21 protein-coding genes are annotated in these 20,738 nt (G+C 57.2%); 10 read left to right on the top strand and 11 right to left on the bottom strand.

Annotation, left to right across the window (positions count from 1 at the left end; all coding sequences use genetic code 11):
- Positions 1 to 60: 60 nt before the first annotated feature.
- The 3 genes from rpoD to rpsU all read right to left on the bottom strand — a co-directional run bounded on the left by rpoD (position 61) and on the right by rpsU (position 4,494).
- Positions 61 to 1,911: an RNA polymerase sigma factor RpoD gene (gene rpoD, locus HALA3H3_RS14870; protein WP_022522382.1), complete on the bottom strand. Its 1,851-nt coding sequence runs from the start codon at positions 1,909 to 1,911 to the stop codon at positions 61 to 63.
- Between the two features lie 226 nt (positions 1,912 to 2,137).
- Positions 2,138 to 4,009, bottom strand: coding sequence for a DNA primase (dnaG, locus tag HALA3H3_RS14865; protein ID WP_022522381.1), 1,872 nt, complete (start codon positions 4,007 to 4,009; stop codon positions 2,138 to 2,140).
- Between the two features lie 269 nt (positions 4,010 to 4,278).
- Positions 4,279 to 4,494, bottom strand: a complete 216-nt coding sequence (gene rpsU, locus HALA3H3_RS14860; RefSeq protein ID WP_008956349.1) for a 30S ribosomal protein S21 — start codon at positions 4,492 to 4,494, stop codon at positions 4,279 to 4,281.
- A 223-nt stretch (positions 4,495 to 4,717) separates the two neighbouring features.
- Between rpsU and tsaD the strand changes: the two genes are divergently transcribed.
- Positions 4,718 to 5,767 carry a tRNA (adenosine(37)-N6)-threonylcarbamoyltransferase complex transferase subunit TsaD gene (gene tsaD, locus HALA3H3_RS14855; protein WP_022522380.1) on the top strand — a complete coding sequence of 350 codons (1,050 nt, stop codon included), beginning with the start codon at positions 4,718 to 4,720 and terminating at the stop codon, positions 5,765 to 5,767.
- Here tsaD and plsY read toward each other — a convergent pair.
- Positions 5,764 to 6,336, bottom strand: a complete 573-nt coding sequence (gene plsY, locus HALA3H3_RS14850) for a glycerol-3-phosphate 1-O-acyltransferase PlsY (protein WP_022522379.1) — start codon at positions 6,334 to 6,336, stop codon at positions 5,764 to 5,766. The two genes, tsaD and plsY, sit on opposite strands and share 4 nt — an antisense overlap.
- A gap of 90 nt (positions 6,337 to 6,426) precedes the next feature.
- Between plsY and folB the strand changes: the two genes are divergently transcribed.
- Together folB and folK are read left to right on the top strand one after the other, a co-directional pair.
- Positions 6,427 to 6,807: a dihydroneopterin aldolase gene (folB, locus tag HALA3H3_RS14845; protein WP_022522378.1), complete on the top strand. Its 381-nt coding sequence runs from the start codon at positions 6,427 to 6,429 to the stop codon at positions 6,805 to 6,807.
- Positions 6,804 to 7,352 carry a 2-amino-4-hydroxy-6-hydroxymethyldihydropteridine diphosphokinase gene (folK, locus tag HALA3H3_RS14840; protein WP_022522377.1) on the top strand — a complete coding sequence of 183 codons (549 nt, stop codon included), beginning with the start codon at positions 6,804 to 6,806 and terminating at the stop codon, positions 7,350 to 7,352. Before folB ends, folK begins: the two co-directional genes overlap by 4 nt.
- Position 7,353: 1 nt before the next feature.
- Here the strand turns inward: folK and HALA3H3_RS14835 are convergent, their stop codons facing one another.
- Positions 7,354 to 8,526 carry a CCA-adding enzyme gene (locus HALA3H3_RS14835; protein WP_022522376.1) on the bottom strand — a complete coding sequence of 391 codons (1,173 nt, stop codon included), beginning with the start codon at positions 8,524 to 8,526 and terminating at the stop codon, positions 7,354 to 7,356.
- Positions 8,523 to 9,344, bottom strand: a complete 822-nt coding sequence (locus tag HALA3H3_RS14830; RefSeq protein ID WP_022522375.1) for a symmetrical bis(5'-nucleosyl)-tetraphosphatase — start codon at positions 9,342 to 9,344, stop codon at positions 8,523 to 8,525. Before HALA3H3_RS14830 ends, HALA3H3_RS14835 begins: the two co-directional genes overlap by 4 nt.
- A 248-nt stretch (positions 9,345 to 9,592) precedes the next feature.
- On the opposite strand from HALA3H3_RS14830, the gene HALA3H3_RS14825 reads away from it, so the two are divergent.
- Together HALA3H3_RS14825 and HALA3H3_RS14820 are read left to right on the top strand one after the other, a co-directional pair.
- Positions 9,593 to 9,772 carry a twin-arginine translocation signal domain-containing protein gene (locus tag HALA3H3_RS14825; protein ID WP_022522374.1) on the top strand — a complete coding sequence of 60 codons (180 nt, stop codon included), beginning with the start codon at positions 9,593 to 9,595 and terminating at the stop codon, positions 9,770 to 9,772.
- Entirely contained in the window at positions 9,772 to 11,220 is a 1,449-nt protein-coding gene (locus tag HALA3H3_RS14820) for an FAD-dependent oxidoreductase (RefSeq protein ID WP_022522373.1), read from the top strand. The genes HALA3H3_RS14825 and HALA3H3_RS14820 overlap by 1 nt, the downstream gene beginning before the upstream one ends.
- On the opposite strand, the gene apaG is transcribed toward HALA3H3_RS14820, so the two are convergent.
- The 5 genes from apaG to HALA3H3_RS14795 all read right to left on the bottom strand — a co-directional run bounded on the left by apaG (position 11,217) and on the right by HALA3H3_RS14795 (position 17,093).
- The gene (gene apaG / locus HALA3H3_RS14815; protein WP_022522372.1) at positions 11,217 to 11,594 is read right to left on the bottom strand and encodes a Co2+/Mg2+ efflux protein ApaG; all 378 of its coding nucleotides are present in this window, start codon (positions 11,592 to 11,594) and stop codon (positions 11,217 to 11,219) included. The genes HALA3H3_RS14820 and apaG overlap by 4 nt on opposite strands.
- A complete protein-coding gene (rsmA, locus tag HALA3H3_RS14810) occupies positions 11,591 to 12,418 on the bottom strand; it encodes a 16S rRNA (adenine(1518)-N(6)/adenine(1519)-N(6))-dimethyltransferase RsmA (RefSeq protein ID WP_022522371.1) in 828 nt (275 codons plus the stop codon). Before rsmA ends, apaG begins: the two co-directional genes overlap by 4 nt.
- A gap of 95 nt (positions 12,419 to 12,513) precedes the next feature.
- Positions 12,514 to 13,578: a 4-hydroxythreonine-4-phosphate dehydrogenase PdxA gene (gene pdxA, locus HALA3H3_RS14805; RefSeq protein WP_022522370.1), complete on the bottom strand. Its 1,065-nt coding sequence runs from the start codon at positions 13,576 to 13,578 to the stop codon at positions 12,514 to 12,516.
- Complete coding sequence (locus tag HALA3H3_RS14800; protein WP_022522369.1) at positions 13,578 to 14,603, bottom strand: peptidylprolyl isomerase; 1,026 nt, start codon at positions 14,601 to 14,603, stop codon at positions 13,578 to 13,580. The genes pdxA and HALA3H3_RS14800 overlap by 1 nt, the downstream gene beginning before the upstream one ends.
- Before the next feature lie 39 nt (positions 14,604 to 14,642).
- On the bottom strand, positions 14,643 to 17,093 hold the full coding sequence (locus HALA3H3_RS14795) for an LPS-assembly protein LptD (RefSeq protein ID WP_022522368.1): 2,451 nt from the start codon (positions 17,091 to 17,093) through the stop codon (positions 14,643 to 14,645).
- Between the two features lie 70 nt (positions 17,094 to 17,163).
- On the opposite strand from HALA3H3_RS14795, the gene HALA3H3_RS14790 reads away from it, so the two are divergent.
- The 5 genes from HALA3H3_RS14790 to speD all read left to right on the top strand — a co-directional run bounded on the left by HALA3H3_RS14790 (position 17,164) and on the right by speD (position 20,556).
- Positions 17,164 to 18,174 carry an aminoglycoside phosphotransferase family protein gene (locus HALA3H3_RS14790; RefSeq protein ID WP_022522367.1) on the top strand — a complete coding sequence of 337 codons (1,011 nt, stop codon included), beginning with the start codon at positions 17,164 to 17,166 and terminating at the stop codon, positions 18,172 to 18,174.
- Complete coding sequence (gene murU / locus HALA3H3_RS14785) at positions 18,171 to 18,839, top strand: N-acetylmuramate alpha-1-phosphate uridylyltransferase MurU (RefSeq protein WP_022522366.1); 669 nt, start codon at positions 18,171 to 18,173, stop codon at positions 18,837 to 18,839. Before HALA3H3_RS14790 ends, murU begins: the two co-directional genes overlap by 4 nt.
- 3 nt (positions 18,840 to 18,842) lie before the next feature.
- Entirely contained in the window at positions 18,843 to 19,265 is a 423-nt protein-coding gene (locus HALA3H3_RS14780) for a gamma-glutamylcyclotransferase family protein (protein ID WP_022522365.1), read from the top strand.
- Positions 19,266 to 19,336: 71 nt separating this feature from the next.
- Complete coding sequence (locus HALA3H3_RS14775; protein WP_022522364.1) at positions 19,337 to 19,765, top strand: OsmC family protein; 429 nt, start codon at positions 19,337 to 19,339, stop codon at positions 19,763 to 19,765.
- Positions 19,762 to 20,556: an adenosylmethionine decarboxylase gene (gene speD / locus HALA3H3_RS14770; protein WP_022522363.1), complete on the top strand. Its 795-nt coding sequence runs from the start codon at positions 19,762 to 19,764 to the stop codon at positions 20,554 to 20,556. The genes HALA3H3_RS14775 and speD overlap by 4 nt, the downstream gene beginning before the upstream one ends.
- Positions 20,557 to 20,738: the final 182 nt, after the last annotated feature.

Below are 20,738 nucleotides of genomic sequence, written 5' to 3'. Positions count from 1 at the left end.
GGCGGGCTTTTGGGTCTTAGCGGCGACTACTTTCTATTCACCACTCACCACTTACGACATTCACTCGTCGAGGAACGAACGCAGCGGCTCAGAGCGGCTGGGGTGACGCAGCTTACGCAGCGCTTTGGCTTCAATCTGACGAATTCGCTCACGGGTTACGTCAAACTGCTTGCCCACCTCTTCCAGGGTATGGTCGGTGTTCATATCGATACCGAAACGCATGCGCAGTACCTTCGCTTCGCGGGCGGTCAAGCCGCCTAACACGTTGCGCGTTGCTTCGATAAGACCTTCACCGGTAGCCATGTCAATGGGCAGCAGCATGGTGCCGTCTTCGATAAAGTCACCCAGGTGTGAATCATCGTCGTCACCAATCGGCGTCTCCATGGAGATCGGCTCTTTGGCGATTTTGAGCACTTTGCGTACTTTATCTTCCGGCATTTCCAAACGCTCGCCGAGTTCTTCCGGCGTTGGCTCACGGCCCATTTCCTGCAACATCTGGCGCGATACGCGATTGAGCTTGTTGATCGTCTCAATCATATGCACCGGAATACGGATGGTGCGCGCCTGGTCGGCAATCGAGCGGGTAATTGCCTGACGAATCCACCAGGTGGCGTAAGTCGAGAACTTATAACCACGACGGTATTCGAACTTATCGACCGCTTTCATCAAGCCGATGTTGCCTTCCTGGATGAGATCCAAGAACTGCAAACCACGGTTGGTGTACTTCTTGGCGATCGAAATCACCAAGCGCAGGTTAGCCTCAACCATCTCTTTCTTGGCACGGCGAGCTTTCGCCTCACCAATCGAGAGCTTGCGATTCACCTCTTTAAGGTCGGCAACCGAGAGCTGCACCATATCCTCTTCGAAGGCGATCTTGCGCTGAGCACGAGCAATATCGGCGCGCAGCGGCTCAAGGCGGTCTGCGTACTTGCTCTGCGCTGCCTGGAATTCATCCAGCCATGTTTTGCTCGACTCATTACCAGGAAACGACTTGATAAACGTCTTACGCGGCACCTTGGCTTTTTTCACGCACAGCTGCATGACCGCTTTCTCTTGGGCACGCACCTGCTCAACACTGATACGCACCTGACCGACCAAGCGCTCGAAGTGCTTAGGCACCAGCTTGATAGGCGAGAAAAGCACCGCCAAGCGGGCTTGCTCGGCCTTTAACTCAGCACTGCCGCGGCCATGCTTGGCAAACGCCTCTTCCACCAAGGCGTTCTGCTCGCGAATCTGCTCGAAACGCGCACGCGCTTCTTCAGGATCCGGGCCGCCCTCGCTAGCCGTAGAATCCTCGTCCTCATCGTCGCCGTCGCTCTCAATGTCGTCGTCAATCTCGGCTTCAGGCTCCGGTTCGGGCACCTCTGCTTCGGCAACGCCGGGGATACCCTCATCGGGATCGATGAAACCAGAAAACAGATCCGAAAGACGCCCCGGCGCTTCTTCATCCTGGGTAGCGTCATAGGCGTCCAAAATAGACGCGACGGCACCCGGCAAATAGGCCAGAGACGACATAACTTCACGGGTACCCTCTTCGATCCGTTTGGCGATTTCGATTTCGCCTTCACGGGTCAAAAGCTCAACCGTGCCCATTTCACGCATATACATGCGTACGGGGTCAGTGGTGCGGCCTACATCGCTTTCCACGGCGGCAAGGGCCGCTACGGCCTCTTCCGCAGCGGACTCGTCCGTGGATTGATCCGACATCATCAAAGTGTCTTCATCTGGCGCTTCTTCAGCGACACTTATACCCATGTCGTTGATCATGCCAATGATGTCTTCCACTTGATCCGGGTCGGCGATATCCTCAGGTAGATGGTCGTTGACCTCGGCATAGGTCAGGTAACCCTGTTCCTTGCCTCGAGCGATCAACTCCTTCAGACGCGACTGCTGCTGCGCATTTCCAGCCATAGAAACCCTATCTCGACGAAGAAGAATGAAACACCTGGAGCGCTGAATCGATTAAACTCAACAAGCCGTACAGTATAGCGTAAAAAGCAGGAAATTTTCCAGCTCGACGTATTTGCGCGGTAATTCAGGTGTGTTAGTTTGTTCGGTTAGGCCAACGCTCGGTGGCTGACCCTATATCTGGTGCTGAAACGCTAGGAATTCAACCCCCATCGCCCAAGACACCGCCTCATTGGCGCTGAGCAAGCTCCATTACCAAGCTTGCCAAACGCTGGCGCTGCTCCTTATCCAACTTTTGCCCAGCGCGCTCCTGCGCCAGCAACGCCGTGTACTCCTCTTGAGGAGAACGCTGGCGCTGAACGTACTGCAAGTGTTCCACCAACCCCTTCAGCTCTGCTTCCCGATCTGCCTTGGGAATCAACAGCTCGCGCTTGGCGAAAGCCGCCAAGGCCTGCCCCTGCTGGCTGCCTTGAAAATGCGCCAACACCACTTGTGGGCTGCGGTAGCGCCCTGCATTGAGCAACTCAATCAGCTCGCGGCATAGCGGCGCATCGTCATCTTCCGGCAACCACTCCAAATGATCAGGGAGCGTGGCCACCAGGTTGGGCTCATGCAATAACAGCTGCACGATACGCCCAACCGGGGAGAGCGCCTGAGAACGTGAGCGCGATGAGCGGGCTGGCGCTGCCAAAACAGCGCCGTTGTTCATGGCGGATGAGGCCGATTCGGACTCCAACTGCTCTACCGGCTCCTGCGAAACATCACCTTGGGTGACGGATCGCTGCGACGCCTGGGAACGCTTTTCGAGCAGCACTTTCAACTGCTCTTGCGCCAGCCCACTACGCTTTGCCAGTGACTCCAGCAGTAGCGATTTGAGCATGCCTTCAGGCACTTTGTTCAATGCTTCGAGCACCTGACTGGCAAACCGCTCGCGCCCTTCCACGGTATTCAAGTCGCGCCCTTGGGCCGCCTGTTCGAATAGAAACTCCGACAGAGGCATGGCACAGGTCACGCGATCCTGAAATGCCTGGGTGCCTTCACGACGCACCAGGGTATCCGGGTCATCACCTTCGGGCAGAAACAGAAAGCGCGCTTCACGGCCATCAATCATTTGCGGCAGTGCGGTTTCCAATGCCCGGCTAGCCGCCTGCCTCCCAGCACGATCACCGTCAAAACAGAACACTACGCGACTCACCAGTCGAAACAGGCGGGTCAAATGGTCTTCTGTGGTGGCGGTACCCAGCGTCGCCACAGCATTATGAATACCGTATTGCGCCAGTGCCACCACATCCATATAGCCTTCGACCATGACCAGTTGCTCAAGCTTGTTCGAGGCTTGGCGCGCCTCATACAAGCCGTAAAGCTCACGACCTTTATGGAATACGGGTGTTTCCGGAGAGTTGAGATATTTGGGCTGGTCATCGCCCATCACTCGACCACCAAAGGCAATCGTACGACCGCGCAAATCGCGAATGGGGAACATTACCCGATCACGAAAACGGTCGTAGGTACGCCCGGTATCCTCACGGTGAATCAGCAGGCCGTACTCCACCTGCACTGGCTCACCAATACCGCGCTCGCTGAGGTGCTGTTTTAGCGCCTCCCAACCCGCCGGGGCATAGCCAATGCCGTAGGTCTTGATCACCTCGTCCGAGAGCCCACGACCCGACAAATAGCGTTGGGCAGGCTGGCCCTCCTGCATCTTTAATCGCTCGCGATAAAAACTGGCGGCGAGTTCGAGCAGGTTAACACCCTCTTTGCGCTTCTTTTCACGCTGCTGGGCACGCGGGTCATCAGCGCCTTCACGCGGCACTTCAATACCCAGGCGACCGGCCAACTGCTCTACCGCCTCAGGAAACGGTAGTTTGTCGTACTCCATCAAGAAGCGTAGTGCATTACCATTAGCTCCGCAGCCAAAGCAGTGATAAAACTGCTTATCAGCACTGACGGTAAACGATGGGGTTTTCTCTTGATGGAAGGGACACAGCCCAGAGTAGTTACGACCAGCCTTTTTAAGCTGCACGCGCTCACCAACCACCTCGACCACGTCAACGCGGCCTAACAGATCATCAATGAAACGCTGTGGAATTTGGCCTGCCATGAACTACGGGCATCCTCGCGCAAAGCGCTAACTTTCGAGACTGTTTTTAAAAGCCCTGTTTTTTAAAACCAGTTTTCAAAACCAGTTTTTTAAAACACTGCCTAAGGTCATCAGACCCATTGCCAGATCAGATCATCATAAACAGCGACGGCCTTTAGCAACGACAGCTTTGAAGAACAACAGTCAAAAACAAACGGCCACCTAGTGGCGGCCGCTTGGCATCCCTCTTGAGACGACCAGCTAACTGCTCCGGCCCCCTCGGGTACGGATCAATAGAGCCGTTCGAAACGCTTTTGCTCACGCTGAACTTTCTTAGCGTGGCGTTTTACGGCAGCTGCCGCTTTGCGTTTACGCTCAGCAGTCGGCTTCTCATAGTGCTCGCGGCGGCGTACTTCAGAAAGAACACCGGCTTTTTCGCAAGAACGCTTGAAGCGACGCAGGGCGACGTCAAACGGCTCGTTATCACGTACTTTTACAGAAGGCATTAAGCACTCACCTACCTTAAGGAGTCTTGAGTTCGGATAGTACGTACACTGCGATATTACATTTTAGAACACGGTGTACGACCCAGTTTTACAGCGCACAGTAGTTTAGTCGCCGTTGACCATCTTTGCAAATGCTTACGCTGATCCACGGCGATAATGCTAGACTAGCGCCCTTCTGTTTTCACCTTTACATCTTTTGAATAGCCTTTGAGAGTCCCTTTTTATGCGAGTTCTGGGCATTGAAACATCCTGCGACGAAACGGGTGTCGCGCTTTACGACACCTCGTTAACCGGCGGCCAGGGGCTGCTTGCCGATGCGCTGTATAGCCAAATCGCCATGCATGCAGAATTTGGCGGCGTAGTGCCCGAACTCGCCTCTCGCGATCACACCCGCAAACTGCTGCCGCTGATCGAGCAAGTGCTCGGCGACGCCAAGCTAACGCGCCGCGACCTGGATGGCATCACTTACACCGCAGGCCCCGGCTTAGTCGGCGCATTAATGGTGGGTGCCAGTACCGCCCATGGCATGGCTCGGGCCTTGAACATCCCCGTGCTCGGCGTACACCATATGGAAGGCCATTTACTGGCACCGATGCTGGAAGACGAGCCACCCGAGTTCCCTTTCGTGGCGCTGCTGGTCTCCGGCGGCCATACCCAGCTCGTCGAAGTTCAGGGGCTGGGTCGCTATCAACTGCTCGGCGAATCGGTGGATGACGCGGCTGGTGAAGCGTTTGATAAAGCTGCCAAGATGCTCGGACTGGCCTACCCAGGCGGCCCTCAGGTCGCCAAGCTGGCGGAACAGGGTGACCCCAAGCGCTTTCGCTTCCCGCGCCCCATGACCGACCGGCCAGGGCTAGACTTCAGTTTTTCGGGCCTAAAAACCCACACCATGACGGCCATTCGCCAGTTGGAAACAGCCGACGAATTCGACGCCCAGGCCCGCGCCGACGTTGCCCGCGCCTTTGAAGAGGCCGTTGTCGATACGCTGGTGATTAAGTGCCGTCGAGCGCTGGATCAAACCGGCTTGAAGCGCTTAGTGGTGGCGGGCGGAGTCAGCGCCAACCATCGCCTGCGCGAACGACTGCAGACTGAGTGCGAAAAACGCCAAGCCCGCGCCTACTACCCGCGCGGGCGATTCTGTACCGACAATGGCGCCATGATTGCCTATGTGGGTGCTCAACGCCTGGCAGCGGGAGAGTGCGACACTTCTGGCATGATGCAGGCGACGCCCCGCTGGCCTCTCGATCAGTTGATACCGCCTGTCTCACCCTAAGAACCACGAAACGGTGGCTCCTCACCGCGTCGCAGTCGGCGAATATTAAGCCCGTGACGTGCCAGCACCAGCAGGCTGAATCCACCCACCACCATGACGTACTCCGGTGCCAGCCAGCCGCAGGCCAGCGGCGCCACGAGAGCACTCACTAGCGACGCCAGCGCAGCTGTTTTTAATCGCCACGCTAGCAGCGCCCATATCGATGCACTCAGTAACGCCACCTGAGGCACTAATACCAACAACACACCAAAGGCACTGGCGACCGCTTTACCGCCACGAAAGCCATGCCACAGTGGAAAGCTGTGGCCTAGCAATACTGCCAATCCCACAAGCCCCTGCAGCCAGACCGGATAGCCCATCAGCTTGGCACCCAAAACAGCAGGCATGGCTTTTAAGGCGTCTAACAGCAGGGTGGCTGCCGCTAAGCGGGGGCCATATAGGCGCAGTACGTTGGAAAAGCCGGGATTAAATGAACCGTGTTGACGGGGGTCGCCCACACCCGCCAGGCGGCAAACGCTCAGCGCTGCCAGCCAACTGCCACTTAAATAACCCACCACTATCCATACCATGGCGCCATGCTCGCTTTGTGGCCCGATATACTGTCGTTTAGCCCCATCCTAACGTACAATCGCCCGCTTGTTACCGTAGGGGGAAGCTGGATGGATCGCATTTTGATTGAAGCGTTAAGCGTCGATACCGTGATTGGTGTCTACGACTGGGAGCGCTCGATTCAACAGTCGCTAAGCTTAGACTTGGTGTTGGCGACCGACATTCGCTCGGCGGCAGCCACTGACGATCTGCGCCTTACCCTGGATTACGCTGCTATCTGCCAGCGCATTCAGCAGTTTGCCGATGCCCATCAGTTCGCCCTGGTAGAGACCTTTGCCGAACGGCTCGCTGAATGCCTGCGTACAGATTTCCCCATCACTTGGCTGCGCTTAACGGTACGTAAACCGGGCGCGGTTGCCAACGCCGTTAGCGTCGGCCTGGAAATCACCCGCGGCAACCTGCCGGAGGCAACCCAGGAGATCAGCGCATGAACCAGGTGACCGTCAGCTTAGGCAGCAATATTCACCCTACTCGGCATATTCGCTGCTGCCTGGATGCGCTTGCTGATACCTTCGGCCCCCTGCAGATCTCCCGTGTGTTTGAAAGCGAGCCGGTCGGTTTCGCCGACAGCCGCAATTTCTACAACCTGGTGGTGGCGTTTCACAGTGCTTGGACACCCGGCGAACTTCAGGCATGGGGGAAGCAACTGGAAATAGAGCATGGCCGCCTGCCTGGTCTTGCCAAATTTAGTCCCCGCGCGCTGGATATCGACTTGCTCACCGTGGGCAGCCTCTGCGGCACGGTTGACGAAATCGCCTTACCGCGTAGCGAAATTACCCATAATGCGTTCGTGCTACAGCCGCTTGCTGAGCTTCTCCCCAATCAGTGCCACCCCCGCTGCGGCACGCCCTATGCCGCGCTATGGAGCGCCTTTGAGCTTGGTAGCCAACGCCTCTGGGCGGTGGATTTCAGCTGGCGCGGCCGCTGGGTCTCCCAAGCTGACGAACAGCCCCTGCTGGCGGCGGCACGCCGGTAAATTACTTGGTTAGCGCCGCCTCCACGGCCTGCCTGCGGCGCTCTCGCAAGGCCTCGCCCAGCGCCGCCCCTTGATACCCCTCGGCTATCAGTGCTTGGGGGCTTACCGCCCGAGCAGCTTTCCAGGCGTTTTCAAGCGGGCCAATCAGCTCAGGTGCCAGCACCTTGACTAACGCCAGCTGCCCCTCGACCTGCTCAGGCTTACGCCAACCATCCAAACGTTCCAGCCAACGTAGCACGCTGGGGCCCTCTAATGCGTCGGAAGGCAGCGCATGGTTGGTTAATGGATGGTTTGTTAGCGAATGGTTTATTAAAGAATAGGTAAGCGCGGTATGGCGAGCCAATTGGGCAACGGCATTGGGCAGTTTGAGCCGTTCAGACAAGGCATCGCGCTGCTCATCGCTTAGCGGCGATACCAGCTGCGCATGGCGCCAATGAGCCAATGCGAACATGTCGCTATCAGGCACCTGAGCCATCGCTGCCAACCCCTTCACTAACGCTTCGCCCACCAATTCTGGCCACCAGACGTTGAGCGCATCGCAACGTTCAAGGGTGGTGAAATAGACCTCTGGGCTTGGCTCACCCAGCGCTTTTTCCGTTTCGACCCACACCCGCTCGGCGGCCAGGTGCTCAAGTTCGCCGCTGTGGCTCACCTTACGCATTAGCGTCAGGGTTTCAGGGGCAATGGTGAAGCCCAGTGACGCATAGCGGGCCAGAAAACGTGCGGTACGTAGTACTCGCAGCGGGTCTTCGCTAAACGCCGCAGAGATATGCCGCAACACGCGCCGTTCGATATCGCCTTGACCATTAAAAGGGTCGGTTAATTCACCTTCCGTACTCTGGGCGATGGCATTAATGGTTAAATCACGCCGCAACAGATCCTCTTCCAGACTGACATCGGGGCTGGCGTGCACTTCAAACCCGCCATAACCGTGGCCCGACTTGCGTTCGGTGCGGGCCAGGGCGTACTCCTCAGAGGTTTCGGGATGCAAAAAAACCGGAAAGTCTCGCCCCACAGGCTTGAAACCACGCCTGCGCATGGCGTCTGGCGTAGCGCCCACCACGACCCAGTCATTGTCATATACCGGCCAGCCGAGTAACTCATCGCGCACGGCGCCGCCTACCCGATACACGTTCAAGCCCGCTAAGCGGGGATCACTATTGGTCTCTTTCACTGTCGTTTTTCCTGCTGAAGGCTAGCTACACTGGTTCGCTCGCCGCTGTCCAGATTGAGCGCGGTTAGACGTCCACCCCAAACACAGCCCGTATCCAGCGCCTCAACGGGTACCCGCGCCTGGGGGGTATTCCCCTCAAGCGCCGCCCAGTGGCCGAAGAGTAGCCGGGTGTCATCGTCGCGCGGGTATTGAAACCAGGGCAGAAAGCCCTCCGGGGCACTGTCCAATCCCTCTTTGGCCGCAAAGTCCAAACGGCCCTGGGCATCAATAAAGCGCATCCGAGTCAGCACATTGACAGTCAGGCGCAGCCGATCCATGCCGTCTAAATCATCGTGCCAGCTATCCGGCTGGTTACCAAACAGCTGGGTTAAAAACTCACCGGATGCCTCACTGCCTAGCGCCATCTGCACTTCGCGCCCTAAAGATTCGGTCTGGGCTACGCTCCATTGGGGAAGCAGCCCCGCGTGGGTCATTAGCGTACTGTTTTCAAACACGCTAAGCGGTTGGCTCTGTAGCCAATCCAGCAACACTTCGCGATCAGGTGCACCCAGAATATCGCCCAGGGTATCGTTTTTTCTCAGCTTGCCGCCGCCGCGCGCTACGACCAGCAAATGAAAATCGTGGTTGCCCAATACGCTGCGTGCCGAGCTACCCAGTGCGCGCACTTCTCGCAGACACTCCAATGAACCAGGCCCACGATTAATCAAATCGCCCACCAGCCATAGCGTATCCCGCGCGGGGTTGAAGCTGAGCTTCTCAAGAAGGGCTACAAATTCGGCGTGACAGCCGTGCAGATCGCCGATCGCATAGGTGCTCATGCACGAGACCTTTTTAATAAAATGAGTAGGCTGAATACTACCACTTCACCGACATCCTATGCCTGTCGTTGGTGGCTTATGTTGATGATTAGCACTGGTGAAAATTACAAACCTGGATCACTATAAAAGTACGCTTTGGCGCTCTTGAGCCTCTTGCTAGCTTAGCTGCTCAATCGCGCAGTTAGTCAATTGAGTAGCTAGTCACTCGAGTAGCCGCCTCAACAACTGTTAAGGAAAACGGTACGCTTATGACAATGGATTACTCTCGACGCGGGCTACTGAAAGCGGCAACGCTGGCAGGTATTGGCGCACTCATACTCCCCGGCACAATGCTTCTTCCAGCCGCACGAGCCGCCGCGCCCAAACTTGGCCCACCGCCCGCTGCGGTGACGGTTAATGGTTGGCTCCTGCGCAGCAGTGACTGCTGATGTATATCGCTTTTGAGGACATTAGCGAACACAGCCATGCAGTGGATGTCTGCATTATCGGCGCGGGTGCGGCGGGCATTTCCATGGCCGTTACCCTGGCCGAGCGGGGCCACCGCGTACTGCTCTGCGAAGGTGGCGATGCGGACTACAGCGAACGCTCCCAGGAGTGCTACCGGGGCGAAGTCGTCGGCGCCCCTTATATTCCCCTCTATGGCGCTCGCCTGCGCTATTTGGGCGGGTCGACCAACCACTGGGGCGGCATCTGCCGACCACTCGATCACTATGACTTTACCGCCAAAAGTGCTGCCAGTGAGACGGCCTGGCCTATTGGCCGGGATGCGTTATCGCCCTACTACCGCGCCGCGGCCAGCGTGCTCGACTTGGCGCCTACGCCTGCTGATCAGCCGATCACGGATTCTGGGCTCAAGCGCATCTATTTCTCACTGGGCCACCCGACGCGTCTGAAGGAGAAATATGCCACCACGCTAAGCGAATCGAACACGTTGGAGTGCTGCCTAACGGCCAACTTGGTGGCGCTGGAAAGCCAGAATGGCAAAGTCACCGGCGCTATCTTCAAAAACTACCAAGGCGATTACCGAAAGGTTCAGGCGCGCTACTTTGTGCTGGCCTGTGGCGGCATCGAAAACTCGCGCTTGCTGCTGTGGTGCAACCAACAGTTAAATGGCCAGCTTATACCTCAAGCCGACACCCTAGGGCATTACTGGATGGAGCACCCCCACGCCACGGTGGGTCAGGCGCTAATTTTTGAGCCAGCGGCACTGGGGCTGGACGAGGATTACAACGTGTTCCTCTCCCCCACCGCTCAATCCATCAGCTCACGCCAAATACTGAATTGTGGGCTGCGCTTGCACCGCATGAGCGCTGAAGCCACCCAGGAACTGATTGACGAGCTCGCGAATCAGGCCCCCACGCTGGCGGGACGGCTGCGTATCTGGCAGGCCCAGGGGCGGGTGATACACGGCGCGGTGCTAAGAGCTGCCTGGGAGCAAGAACCTCGCTTTGACAATCGCATAGAGTTAAGCGAAGAGCTGGATGAGCTGGGCGTACCCCGCGGCCGATTGATGTGGCAGCAGTCCGAGCTGGATCGTCATACTATCCGCGAGAGCATGCTGCTATTGGGGGAGTATCTGCGCGACAATGAGGTAGGTAGGCTACAACTGGCTGACTGGCTCGCCGATACGCCGGTACAACTGCCTACCGAGGGCGAGTTGGCTGGCCGTCACCATATGGGCGGCACGCGTATGAGTCTTAATGCCGAGGAGGGCATTGTTAACCCCGACTGCCGACTGTTTGCCCAGGATAACTTCTATGTGGCGGGTTCCAGCGTTTTTGCCAGCGCCGGGCACGCCAACCCGACGTTAACGCTAGTACAGCTGGCCCTGCGGCTTTGCGATCACCTGGAGAGCAGGCTAACCCAAACTGTCTAATGGAGCTGAAGCGGTACGGCTAACCTAAAAGGAGTAATGGCTACCTCAAAAACACGCTGAGTAGAGGTATCCAACAGCGTATAGGCACCCTCCATCACCCCCACCGGGGTTTGCAGAATGGCGCGACTGGTGTAACGAAAACTCTGGCCGGGGCCAATTAGCGGCTGTTGGCCGACGACGCCTTTGCCGCGGACTTCCTGGCAGTCGCCGCTGCCCTGGGTGATTTTCCAGTAGCGCGCCATCAGCTGAACGCTATGGGGGCTCTGATTGTGGACAGTCACGGTGTAGCTAAACACATAGCGCGACTCTCCATCGTTAGACTCATCAGCGCGATAGCTAGGGACGACGCTCACTTTGATTGCTAGGCCACTCACGTTTGGCTGCCCCGCTCACCGCTTGCCTGCTCATCGGCGGCGACACGGTTGGCAATCGCCACGTACTCCGCCACGGTCAACGTTTGCGGACGGCGGATGGGGTCAATGCCCAGATCTTCCAGGGTGTCGGCACTCACCCGCCCTTTGAAGTTATTGCGCAGCGTTTTGCGCCGCTGACCAAAGGCGAGCTTCACCAGCTCAAACAGCATCGCTGGGTCATCCGCCGTATGGGGCAGCGTTTCATGGGGGGTTAAGCGCACAATGGCGGAGTCGACTTTGGGTCGTGGCACAAAGGCTTCCGGCGGCACGATAAACAGCTGTTCGACCTGGCAGTAGTACTGAGCCATAACCGACAGACGCCCCCAATCAGCACCGCCGGGTTCTGCGGCTAAGCGTTCAACCACCTCTTTTTGCAGCATAAAGTGCATATCTTGTATGGCACTTCCTGCAGCCAGCAGATGTATTATCAGTGGTGTGGAGATGTTGTAGGGTAGGTTGCCTACCACGCGTAGCGCGGGCCCATCGCCTTTCAGCGCAGCAAAATCGAACTTCAGTGCGTCGCCTTCATGAATCACAAAATCGGGATAGTTGAAAAACTGTACCCGCAAACCGGGAACCAGATCGCGGTCGAGTTCGATCACCTCCAAGTGCCCCGCGGCTTCCAGCAGCGGCTCGGTCAGCGCCCCCTGGCCTGGGCCAATTTCGACGAGGCGATCCGTCGAGCGCGGGCCAACGGCGCGAACGATCCGCGAGATAATGCCAAGGTCGCGTAAAAAATTCTGACCAAAGCGTTTACGAGCGCGGTGTTGGGGCACAGTAGACATCAAACGGTGTTCCTTGGGGTGCGGATTCAATCGGGAGTATGTAGTAGCCAGCACTGTTGCAACTGGTCGTTTGCACGAATCGGTGCCAGAGCAGGTTATATCTCAGCAGACAACCGCCTTGCAGCTAGACGGCGCGCAAGGGCGATAGCGACGTTTAGGCTGCCGGGATCTGCCACGCCTTTGCCTGCCAGATCCAGCGCGGTGCCATGGTCGACCGAAGTGCGTACCAATGGCAAGCCCAGAGTAATGTTAGCGGCCTGACCAAAGCCTGCGTATTTTAACACCGCTAAACCCTGGTCGTGGTACATCGCCAGCACCGCATCGACACCAGCCAAATGCCTGGGGGTAAACAGTGTGTCGGCGGGCAAGGGGCCAAGTATATCCATTCCCTCAGCGCGCAGTGCATCAAGGGCGGGAATAATAACATCCAGCTCCTCGCGCCCCAGGTGACCATCCTCTCCAGCGTGAGGGTTTAAACCGCACACTGCGATGCGTGGCTTGGCGATACCAAACTGGCGCTGCAAATCAGCCGCTAGCAGTCGGCTAATACGGGTTACCCGCTCAAAGGTGATAGCGTCGGCAACATTGCGCAGCGGCAAGTGGGTGGTCACCAGCGCCACACGCAGATCGCCACTACCCTGCCAGCTTGGTGACGCCGCATGCAGCGCCGTATCGGTGGCGAGCATCATTACCACCTCATCGACGCCGCAGGCATCGCGCAACCACTCAGTGTGGCCGGTAAAGGCTGGGTGACCACCTTCGATGATGACGCCTTTATGAAGTGGCGCCGTAACCATAGCGGCCGCCTGACCTTTTTGGCAGGCATCCACCGCCAGCGCCAAGGTAGCCAGCACATAATCAGCGTTGGCCGGATTGAGAACGCCCGGCGTGGCCGGTTCGTTCAGCGCAACCGGCCAGACCGGCAAACCATGGGTGCCACTTGGGTACTCGCCAGGCGAACATTCAATCACCGTGACACTTAATCCCAGCGCTGCTGCACGCTGGCGCAGCATATCCGGGTCGCCAATCGCTACTGTACCCGCGGGGAGGATGCCCTGGGCCGCTAGCATCAGCATTAGCTCGGGGCCAATGCCCGCTGGCTCGCCGGTAGTTACCACCACCGGCAGCGCGCTATCGGATGATAAAGTATCCACTAACATTAGAGTCGAATATCAACAAAGGCCTGGGAGCGAATCTCTTGTTGCCAGGTCTCTAACTCTTCGTTCGCGCGACGCTGGAAGATCGCTTGGCGCACCTGCTCACGCTGGCTCTCTTGGGTAACGTTTTGACGACGGCGCTCCTCTACTTCAATGACGTGGTAGCCAAACTGAGAGCGAACCGGCTGAGATACCTGGTTAACATCCAGGTCGCGCATCGCCTCTTCAAAGGCGGGTACGGTTTGCCCTGGGCGAACCCAGCCCAGTTCGCCGCCGTTGAGGGCAGTGCCACTGTCGTCACTCATCTCACGCGCCACCGAAGCAAAATCCTCGCCTTGTGAAAGGCGCTGACGTACCTCTTCCGCTCGCGCGCGGGCCTGGTTTTCATCGCGATTAGGGGTCAGTGCAATCAGCACGTGGCGGGCACGGATCTCTTCAATAAAGTTCTGCTCGCCAGACTGGCCGGGCTGCTGGTTTAGAAAGCGCTCAACGTCGCGGTCGCTGACCGATACGCGGTTGCTAATTTGGCGCTGCTGCACCTGACGCATCAGCATTTCGCGGCGAATATCTTCGCGCACGCTGGCCAGCGTCATACCATCAGCTTCCACGGCATCGGCAAACTGATCAAGCGTCATGCCATTGGATTCGGCAATCGAGCGCACCTGCCCATTGAGCTCGGTATCATCGACGCTCAAGTTGGCATCTTTCGCCATCTGCAGTTGAATCTCTTCCATCACCATGCGCTCAAGCACCTGACGCTCCAACTGGGAGCGCGGAGGGAGATTACCACCCTGGGCCTGCGCCTGCTGCTCGATTTGCGTCATGCGATCATCTAATTCGCTGCGCATAATCACATCGTTATTGACCACGGCCACGACGCTGTCCAGCACTTGACGCTGGGGAGACTGGAAGTTCTGCGCCTGAAGGGCTAGCGGGGCCAATGCAAGGCCTGCGCCTACACACAAAGCGAGCAGGCTACCAGCGGATAGCTGTTTCATACGGCCTAGCAGGGGCTTTCTCATTTTCATAACAAACGTCTCTTTCATTAGCCATTCTATGGAAGTCATTTACAGGGCAGTCGGACGATAGCCAGGAATGGTCTGTTCAAAATAGCTATCCGCATCCTGGCCAACGCCGCCTAAGCCACGGAATACGAAGCGTAAAAATAGCCCGCGATCATTAAAGTCATCATTAATGGGTGCGGTGTCATTGTCATCTACCCATTCGCGCCACACCAACTGCAGACCGTAACAGCAGTTGTTCCACTGCACGCCTGCCAATTGCTCCAGTGAGCGTTCATTGGTTTGATCGTGCAGGTAGCGGCCAATCAAATCAATGTTGGTGCTGGCTTTCCAGGCAAATGAGAGATCCCACTCTTCGCGGTTATAGTCGCGAAAGCCGTTATCGCCCGGCAATACGCCTGGATCGAACCCTTCGATCTCCCAACGGTAGCCAAGGTTCACTACGTGCCCTTCGGGATGCCGGTAACTAACATCAACACTTGATCGTTCGGTGCGTTCCCGGTGGTCATCGTAGAGCCATTCTGCTCCGCTGCTCCAGCGATCATTAATCTGCCAGTCAAGGCGGGTGACCAAAGGCGAACGATCCCGCGTAGCCTGATAGCGGCTTTCCGGATTGACGCTTGGGTTGTCTTCCGGCCGATCCGGCAACGTATCGGCGTCGCCCTCACTATCGATACGGCGGTCATCAAAGTAAACGCTCTGACCTACCCCGAACGAAAGCCGGTCACGACCGGAGGCATCTTCCAATAAGCGTGACTGCACGCCGTAAGAGAGCCGGTTGAGATCGCCAACGCGGTCAGTGCCGGAAAAGCGCTGGGCTGACCAAAGCTGATCCCAGGAGAAAGCGCGTTCGCGACTGTCAAAGTCAGGCAGTTCGCTCTGATCGGTACGCGGCACATAAGCGTAGTTAAGACGTGGCTCCAGGGTTTGGCGGTAGTCCCGCCCCCCCAGGGCGAGTTCACGCTCAAAGACGAGCCCACTGTCGATGGAGGTCAGCGCAACACTGCGGCTGGGTGAGTCGCTACGCTGTGTGTCGCGCTCGCCGTAATCCAGTTCGTAAGCAGTGTTCCACAGCTCGGTACGCGGCTCCAGGTAGCCCCAAGGGCGCTCGAAACGCCAGCCAACCGCAGGCATTAGGTGCAAACGGCTACCGGTGGCCGCTTCGCGCTCCGGAACGCGGCGCTCATCCACGTCGCGCCAAAAATAGGTCGCGTTTGATCGCCACTGGGTATATAGCCCGTTGTCGAACTGCCAGTTGGCATTCGCGCTCAGGCTCGGCAGTTGATAAAAAGGTTTATCGCTATCGCTAAGGGGGTCTTCCAAGCGCTGGAAACCCTGGGCGCGGGCATCCAACTGCCAGCGCTGGCCGCGGTAATCGACCTGGGCCAAACGCTCCATACTGGCGCGCTCGCGCTCGCCAAACTCACCGCCGAAGTCATCGAAATAGCGACCGTCGCTGGCGGCCCCGTAGCGCAGCCGATAATTACTGCGCTCATTTATCCGCCCCGCATGGCGGGCATCCACATACCAGCGATCATCACCCTCAAAGCGATTTTCTCCGCCGCCAGAGCCACCGTTATCACTGTTTAAATAGCCGCCTTCAACAATGCCCGAGCTCTCCTCAAACAGGTAGCGGTACTCACCGTTCATCAACAGCCCGCGGTCACTCATCCAGCGCGGCGTGATCGTCGCATCGTGGTTTGCGGCAATATTCCAATAAAACGGCTGGGCGTAGTCAAAACCGTCCGTTGAAAAGCCAATCGACGGAGACAGCAAGCCTGTATGGCGGCGATCGTCGATGGGAAAGCGCAGCCATGGCCAGTAAAATACCGGCACATCTTTCACTTCCAGGCGCGCATGACGCGCTGTGCCAAAGCCTTCGGCTTGGTTCAAACGAATATCGCTGCTGACCAGTTGCCAGCTATTGGCGCCTGGATCACAGGTGGTGAAGCTTGCGTCTTGCAGGCGGTACTCGCCCTCCCCAGTCTGCTCTAGCTGACTAGCCTGACCGCGCAGATGCTGCTCGTAGAGCACATAGTGGCTGTCACCCAGGGTGGCCCGATCTTCGTTTAGCCGGAGCATCGCCTGTTCGCCACGCACCAAAGCGCGCCCATCGCGGATGGCGATATTACCTTCTGCGTCGACCTGCTGACGGTCAGCGGGTAAAAAGATACGCTCCGCTTCCACTTCTTCATTGCCGCGGCGCAGTACCACATCGCCGCGTAGCAATGCTTCGCCATCGGCAGCGTAATCGACTTCCCGGGCCTCCAACGAGACGGTTTCCGGGTTATCTTCCGCTGGCAAGCGGTAGCTGGGCATTACATAGCGGCCCCGGCACAGTTGGTTAGCCGCTTCCTCTTCCCCCCAGGGTTGCCAATCCAACGCTTCAGCGGACATGGTTTGACCCTGAGCCACCGCTGTAAACGAGGCGCCAGCAAGCAAACTGCCCATCAGCGTATGCGCAACCGGCAACGTGCGCGAAAATCGCTTGCCCATGTTCGTTATCCTTGGCATCCAGAATCGGTATTATACAGCCCGCATGATGCCCGACCAGCAAGGAGCTTGCATGTCCTCATATCGGATTAACGCCCTCACCATGTGGGCCGCCCAACAAAACGGTCTCTCTGAGACCGATATTTCGCTTTCATCCGCCGTGGGCGATGCGAGTTTTCGGCGCTATTTTCGCCTAACACTACCCGACGGCACCACCCAGGTGGTCATGGATGCCCCGCCTGAGCAAGAGGACTCCCAGCCGTTTGTAACCATTGCCAAGCGCTGGCGAAGCGCCGGACTGCCGGTACCCAAGGTGCACGCCACCAACCTGGCGGACGGCTTTCTGCTGCTTGAAGACTTGGGTAACACCCCCCTACAGTGTTTGTTTAGCGACGACGCTAGCATACAGGCTTACCATCAGCAGGCTCTCACGCTGATCGCCGAGCTGCAAAATCGCGCAGGCCCTGACTCGCTGCCCGTGTATGATACGGCGTTGTTGGGCCGCGAACTCGACCTGTTTCCCGAGTGGTGTCTCAGCGCTTGGTTAACGCTGCCATCGCCAGAGAGCTGGCACGTTGTTCGTGAACAGCTTATCCAGCATGCCTTAGCGCAGCCGGTAGTGACTGTGCACCGTGATTTTGATGCCATGAACCTGATGCTGCACGATCAGCGTCTGTTTATGATCGACTTTCAGGACGCCGTGGCTGGCCCGCTCAGCTACGATGTGATCTCGCTGTTACGGGGGAGATACTGCCGCTTTAGCAATGAGCAGTTCGCTGGCTTTGTCGAGGCTTTTTATCACCAGGCCCGCCATGATGGTCGACTGCCCAGCAGTGTCGATTTTGCCACTTTTCTGCTCCAGTGCCACGCGATGGCTGCCCAGCGCTCACTAAAAGTGCTGGGGATTTTCTGCCGCTTAACCCTGCGCGATCAAAAAAGTGGCTATCTCGAGCGCTTACCCCACTTTCTGGATCATCTGGAAGATAGCTTTTCGTTTCTGACCGAGCAGGCTGAGTTCGCTGAGTGGCTCCAACTCACCTTACGACCTGCCATTATGAAACGACTAGCGGAAATACCGTCATGAAAGCGATGATTTTAGCCGCAGGCCTAGGCAAGCGAATGCGCCCGCTCACCGACCACTGCCCCAAGCCGCTGCTGCCCGTGGCGGGCAAGCCGCTAATCGTGCACCACCTGGCGCGTCTTCGCCAGGCAGGTATTCATGAGGTCGTCATCAATGTCAGCTACCGTGCAGAGCAGATTATCGCAGCGCTCGGCGATGGTGACGCCTATGGACTGCACATTCACTGGAGTCGCGAAACCGAACCGTTGGAAACCGGAGGCGGTATTCAGCAAGCGCTGCCGATGCTTGGCGAGGCGCCGTTTCTGTTGATTAACGGCGATGTTTGGTGCGCAGCGCTCCCCACCCAGCACGCGCTGCAAGGCAATGATCTGGCTCACCTGATGCTGGTGGAAAACCCTTCTCATCACGCCAGTGGGGATTTTGGACTAGCAGGAGGGCGCGTGAATCAAACCAGCACTGAGCGTTTGACCTACTCAGGTATCAGCGTGATTCACCCAGGGCTGCTCGCCGGACAACCCCAGGGCGCCTTTGCCTTGGCGCCACTGCTGAGAACTGCTATCGATAACAACCGGGTAAGCGGCGAGCACTATAAAGGGCATTGGGTCGACGTTGGAACCCCTGAACGACTGGCGGCGCTGGAACGCCAGCTACAGAGCGAAAGGGGTTAGCCTATGCATTCGCACCACTTACGTGAGGCAATCGCCAACACTCCACGGGTAGCGGTCTACGGCACGCTCAAGCAAGGTTTCAACAATGCCCACTGGCTAAACGGAGCCACTCTGCTCGGGAGCGACGTTACTAAAGCGCTCACGCTTTACGATATTGGCCCCTACCCCGGTGCCAAATGGCAGCGGTCAAAAGGGGTGACGATTGAAGTCTATCAGATCAGTATTGACCATCTGGCCCAGCTAGACTGGTTAGAGGACTACCGCATCGATGCGCCGTCAGAGGGTGAGTATGACCGCCAGCAGATAACCACCTGTTTTGGTCTCGCCTGGGTGTATCTTTACAATCCGAGTGTGACAGGTAAAACAGCCATTTATGAAAGTGGCTGGCGCATGCCGAACATTAGCAATGTTCAACAGCGGCGCTGAGAAGAGGCGCGCAGGCCAAGAAATGTTATGCTGCGCGACTTACCTTTCGTCGCCTAGATGAGGAGAGCAACGTGAAAGCACGGGTAAAATGGACAGAAGGCCGCCAATTCGTGGCGGAATCCGGTAGCGGGCACAGCGTTGTGATCGACGGCCCGCCCGACCACGGTGGTCGCAACACAGGGCCTCGCCCAATGGAAATGCTGCTAATGGGCATGGGCAGTTGCACCGCTTTTGATATCTTGAATATTCTTGATAAAGCGCGTGCCAATGTGACCGACTGCGTTGCTGAGCTAGACGCCGAACGCGCCGATGAAGTGCCCGCCGTTTTTACCAAGATCCACGTCCATTTCGTGGTGACCGGTCGCGCGCTGAAAGAGAAGCAGGTGGCCCGCGCGGTTGAGCTCTCCGCTGAAAAATACTGCAGTGCCTCGATCATGCTCGTTAACGGCGGCGTTGAGATCACCCATTCCTTTGAGATTATGGAGGAGGCTCGGACGTGACAGACAATCTCCGACTCCACGGGTTTAACAACCTGACTAGCTCGCTGAGCTTCAACATTTACGATATCTGTTATGCCAAAACCGAAGAGCAGACGGCGGCTTACATCGACTATATCGATGAGCTGTATAACGCCGAACGTTTGACGCAGATTCTTAAAGACGTCACCAATATCATCGGCGCCCATGTGCTCAATATCGCCCGCCAGGACTACGAGCCCCACGGCGCGAGCGTGACGATTTTGATCGCCGAACATGAGCTTGATGAGGCGGCGCCTGAGCAAATTGAGCCAGGTCCCGGCCCGCTACCGGAGACGGTGGTTGGCCACCTGGATAAAAGCCACGTGACGGTGCACAGCTACCCCGAGTCGCACCCCGACAACGGTATTAGCACCTTCCGCCTGGATATTGATGTCTCCACCTGTGGTCATATCAGCCCATTAAAAGCGCTGAACTACCTGATCCACAGCTTCGACTCCGATATCGTCACCATGGATTACCGGGTGCGTGGCTTTACTCGCGATGTGGATGGCAAAAAACTGTTTATCGATCACGGTATTACTTCCATTCAAGACTACCTCGCTGAAGACACCAAGAATGCGTATCAGATGATGGACGTCAACGTGTATCAGGAGAACATGTTCCACACCAAGATGCTGCTCAAAGACTTCGAACTGGATAACTACCTGTTCGGCACGTCGCGTCGCGATATTACCTTTGAAGAAGCCCGGGATATCGAGGGCCGTTTGCGTAAAGAGATGCTGGAAATTTTCTACTCCCGCAATCTGGATTAAGCCCCCAAACTGGACTCAACGCAGCACCAGAACACCAAAAAGCCAGCGAACGCTGGCTTTTTTTCATATCAACTAAATATACTAGCTTATATGTCATTGCGAGGAGCCTGCGACGAAGCAATCTCTACCCGCGGTGGCACTCAAGTCGAGATCGCCGCGCTTCGCTCGCGATGACAGGAAGG

It is taken from the genome of Halomonas sp. A3H3 (assembly GCF_000982975.1).
Classification (GTDB): Bacteria; Pseudomonadota; Gammaproteobacteria; order Pseudomonadales; family Halomonadaceae; genus Vreelandella; species Vreelandella titanicae.
Note: the sequence above shows the minus strand (reverse complement) of the source record. Positions and strands in the feature narration are given on the sequence as shown.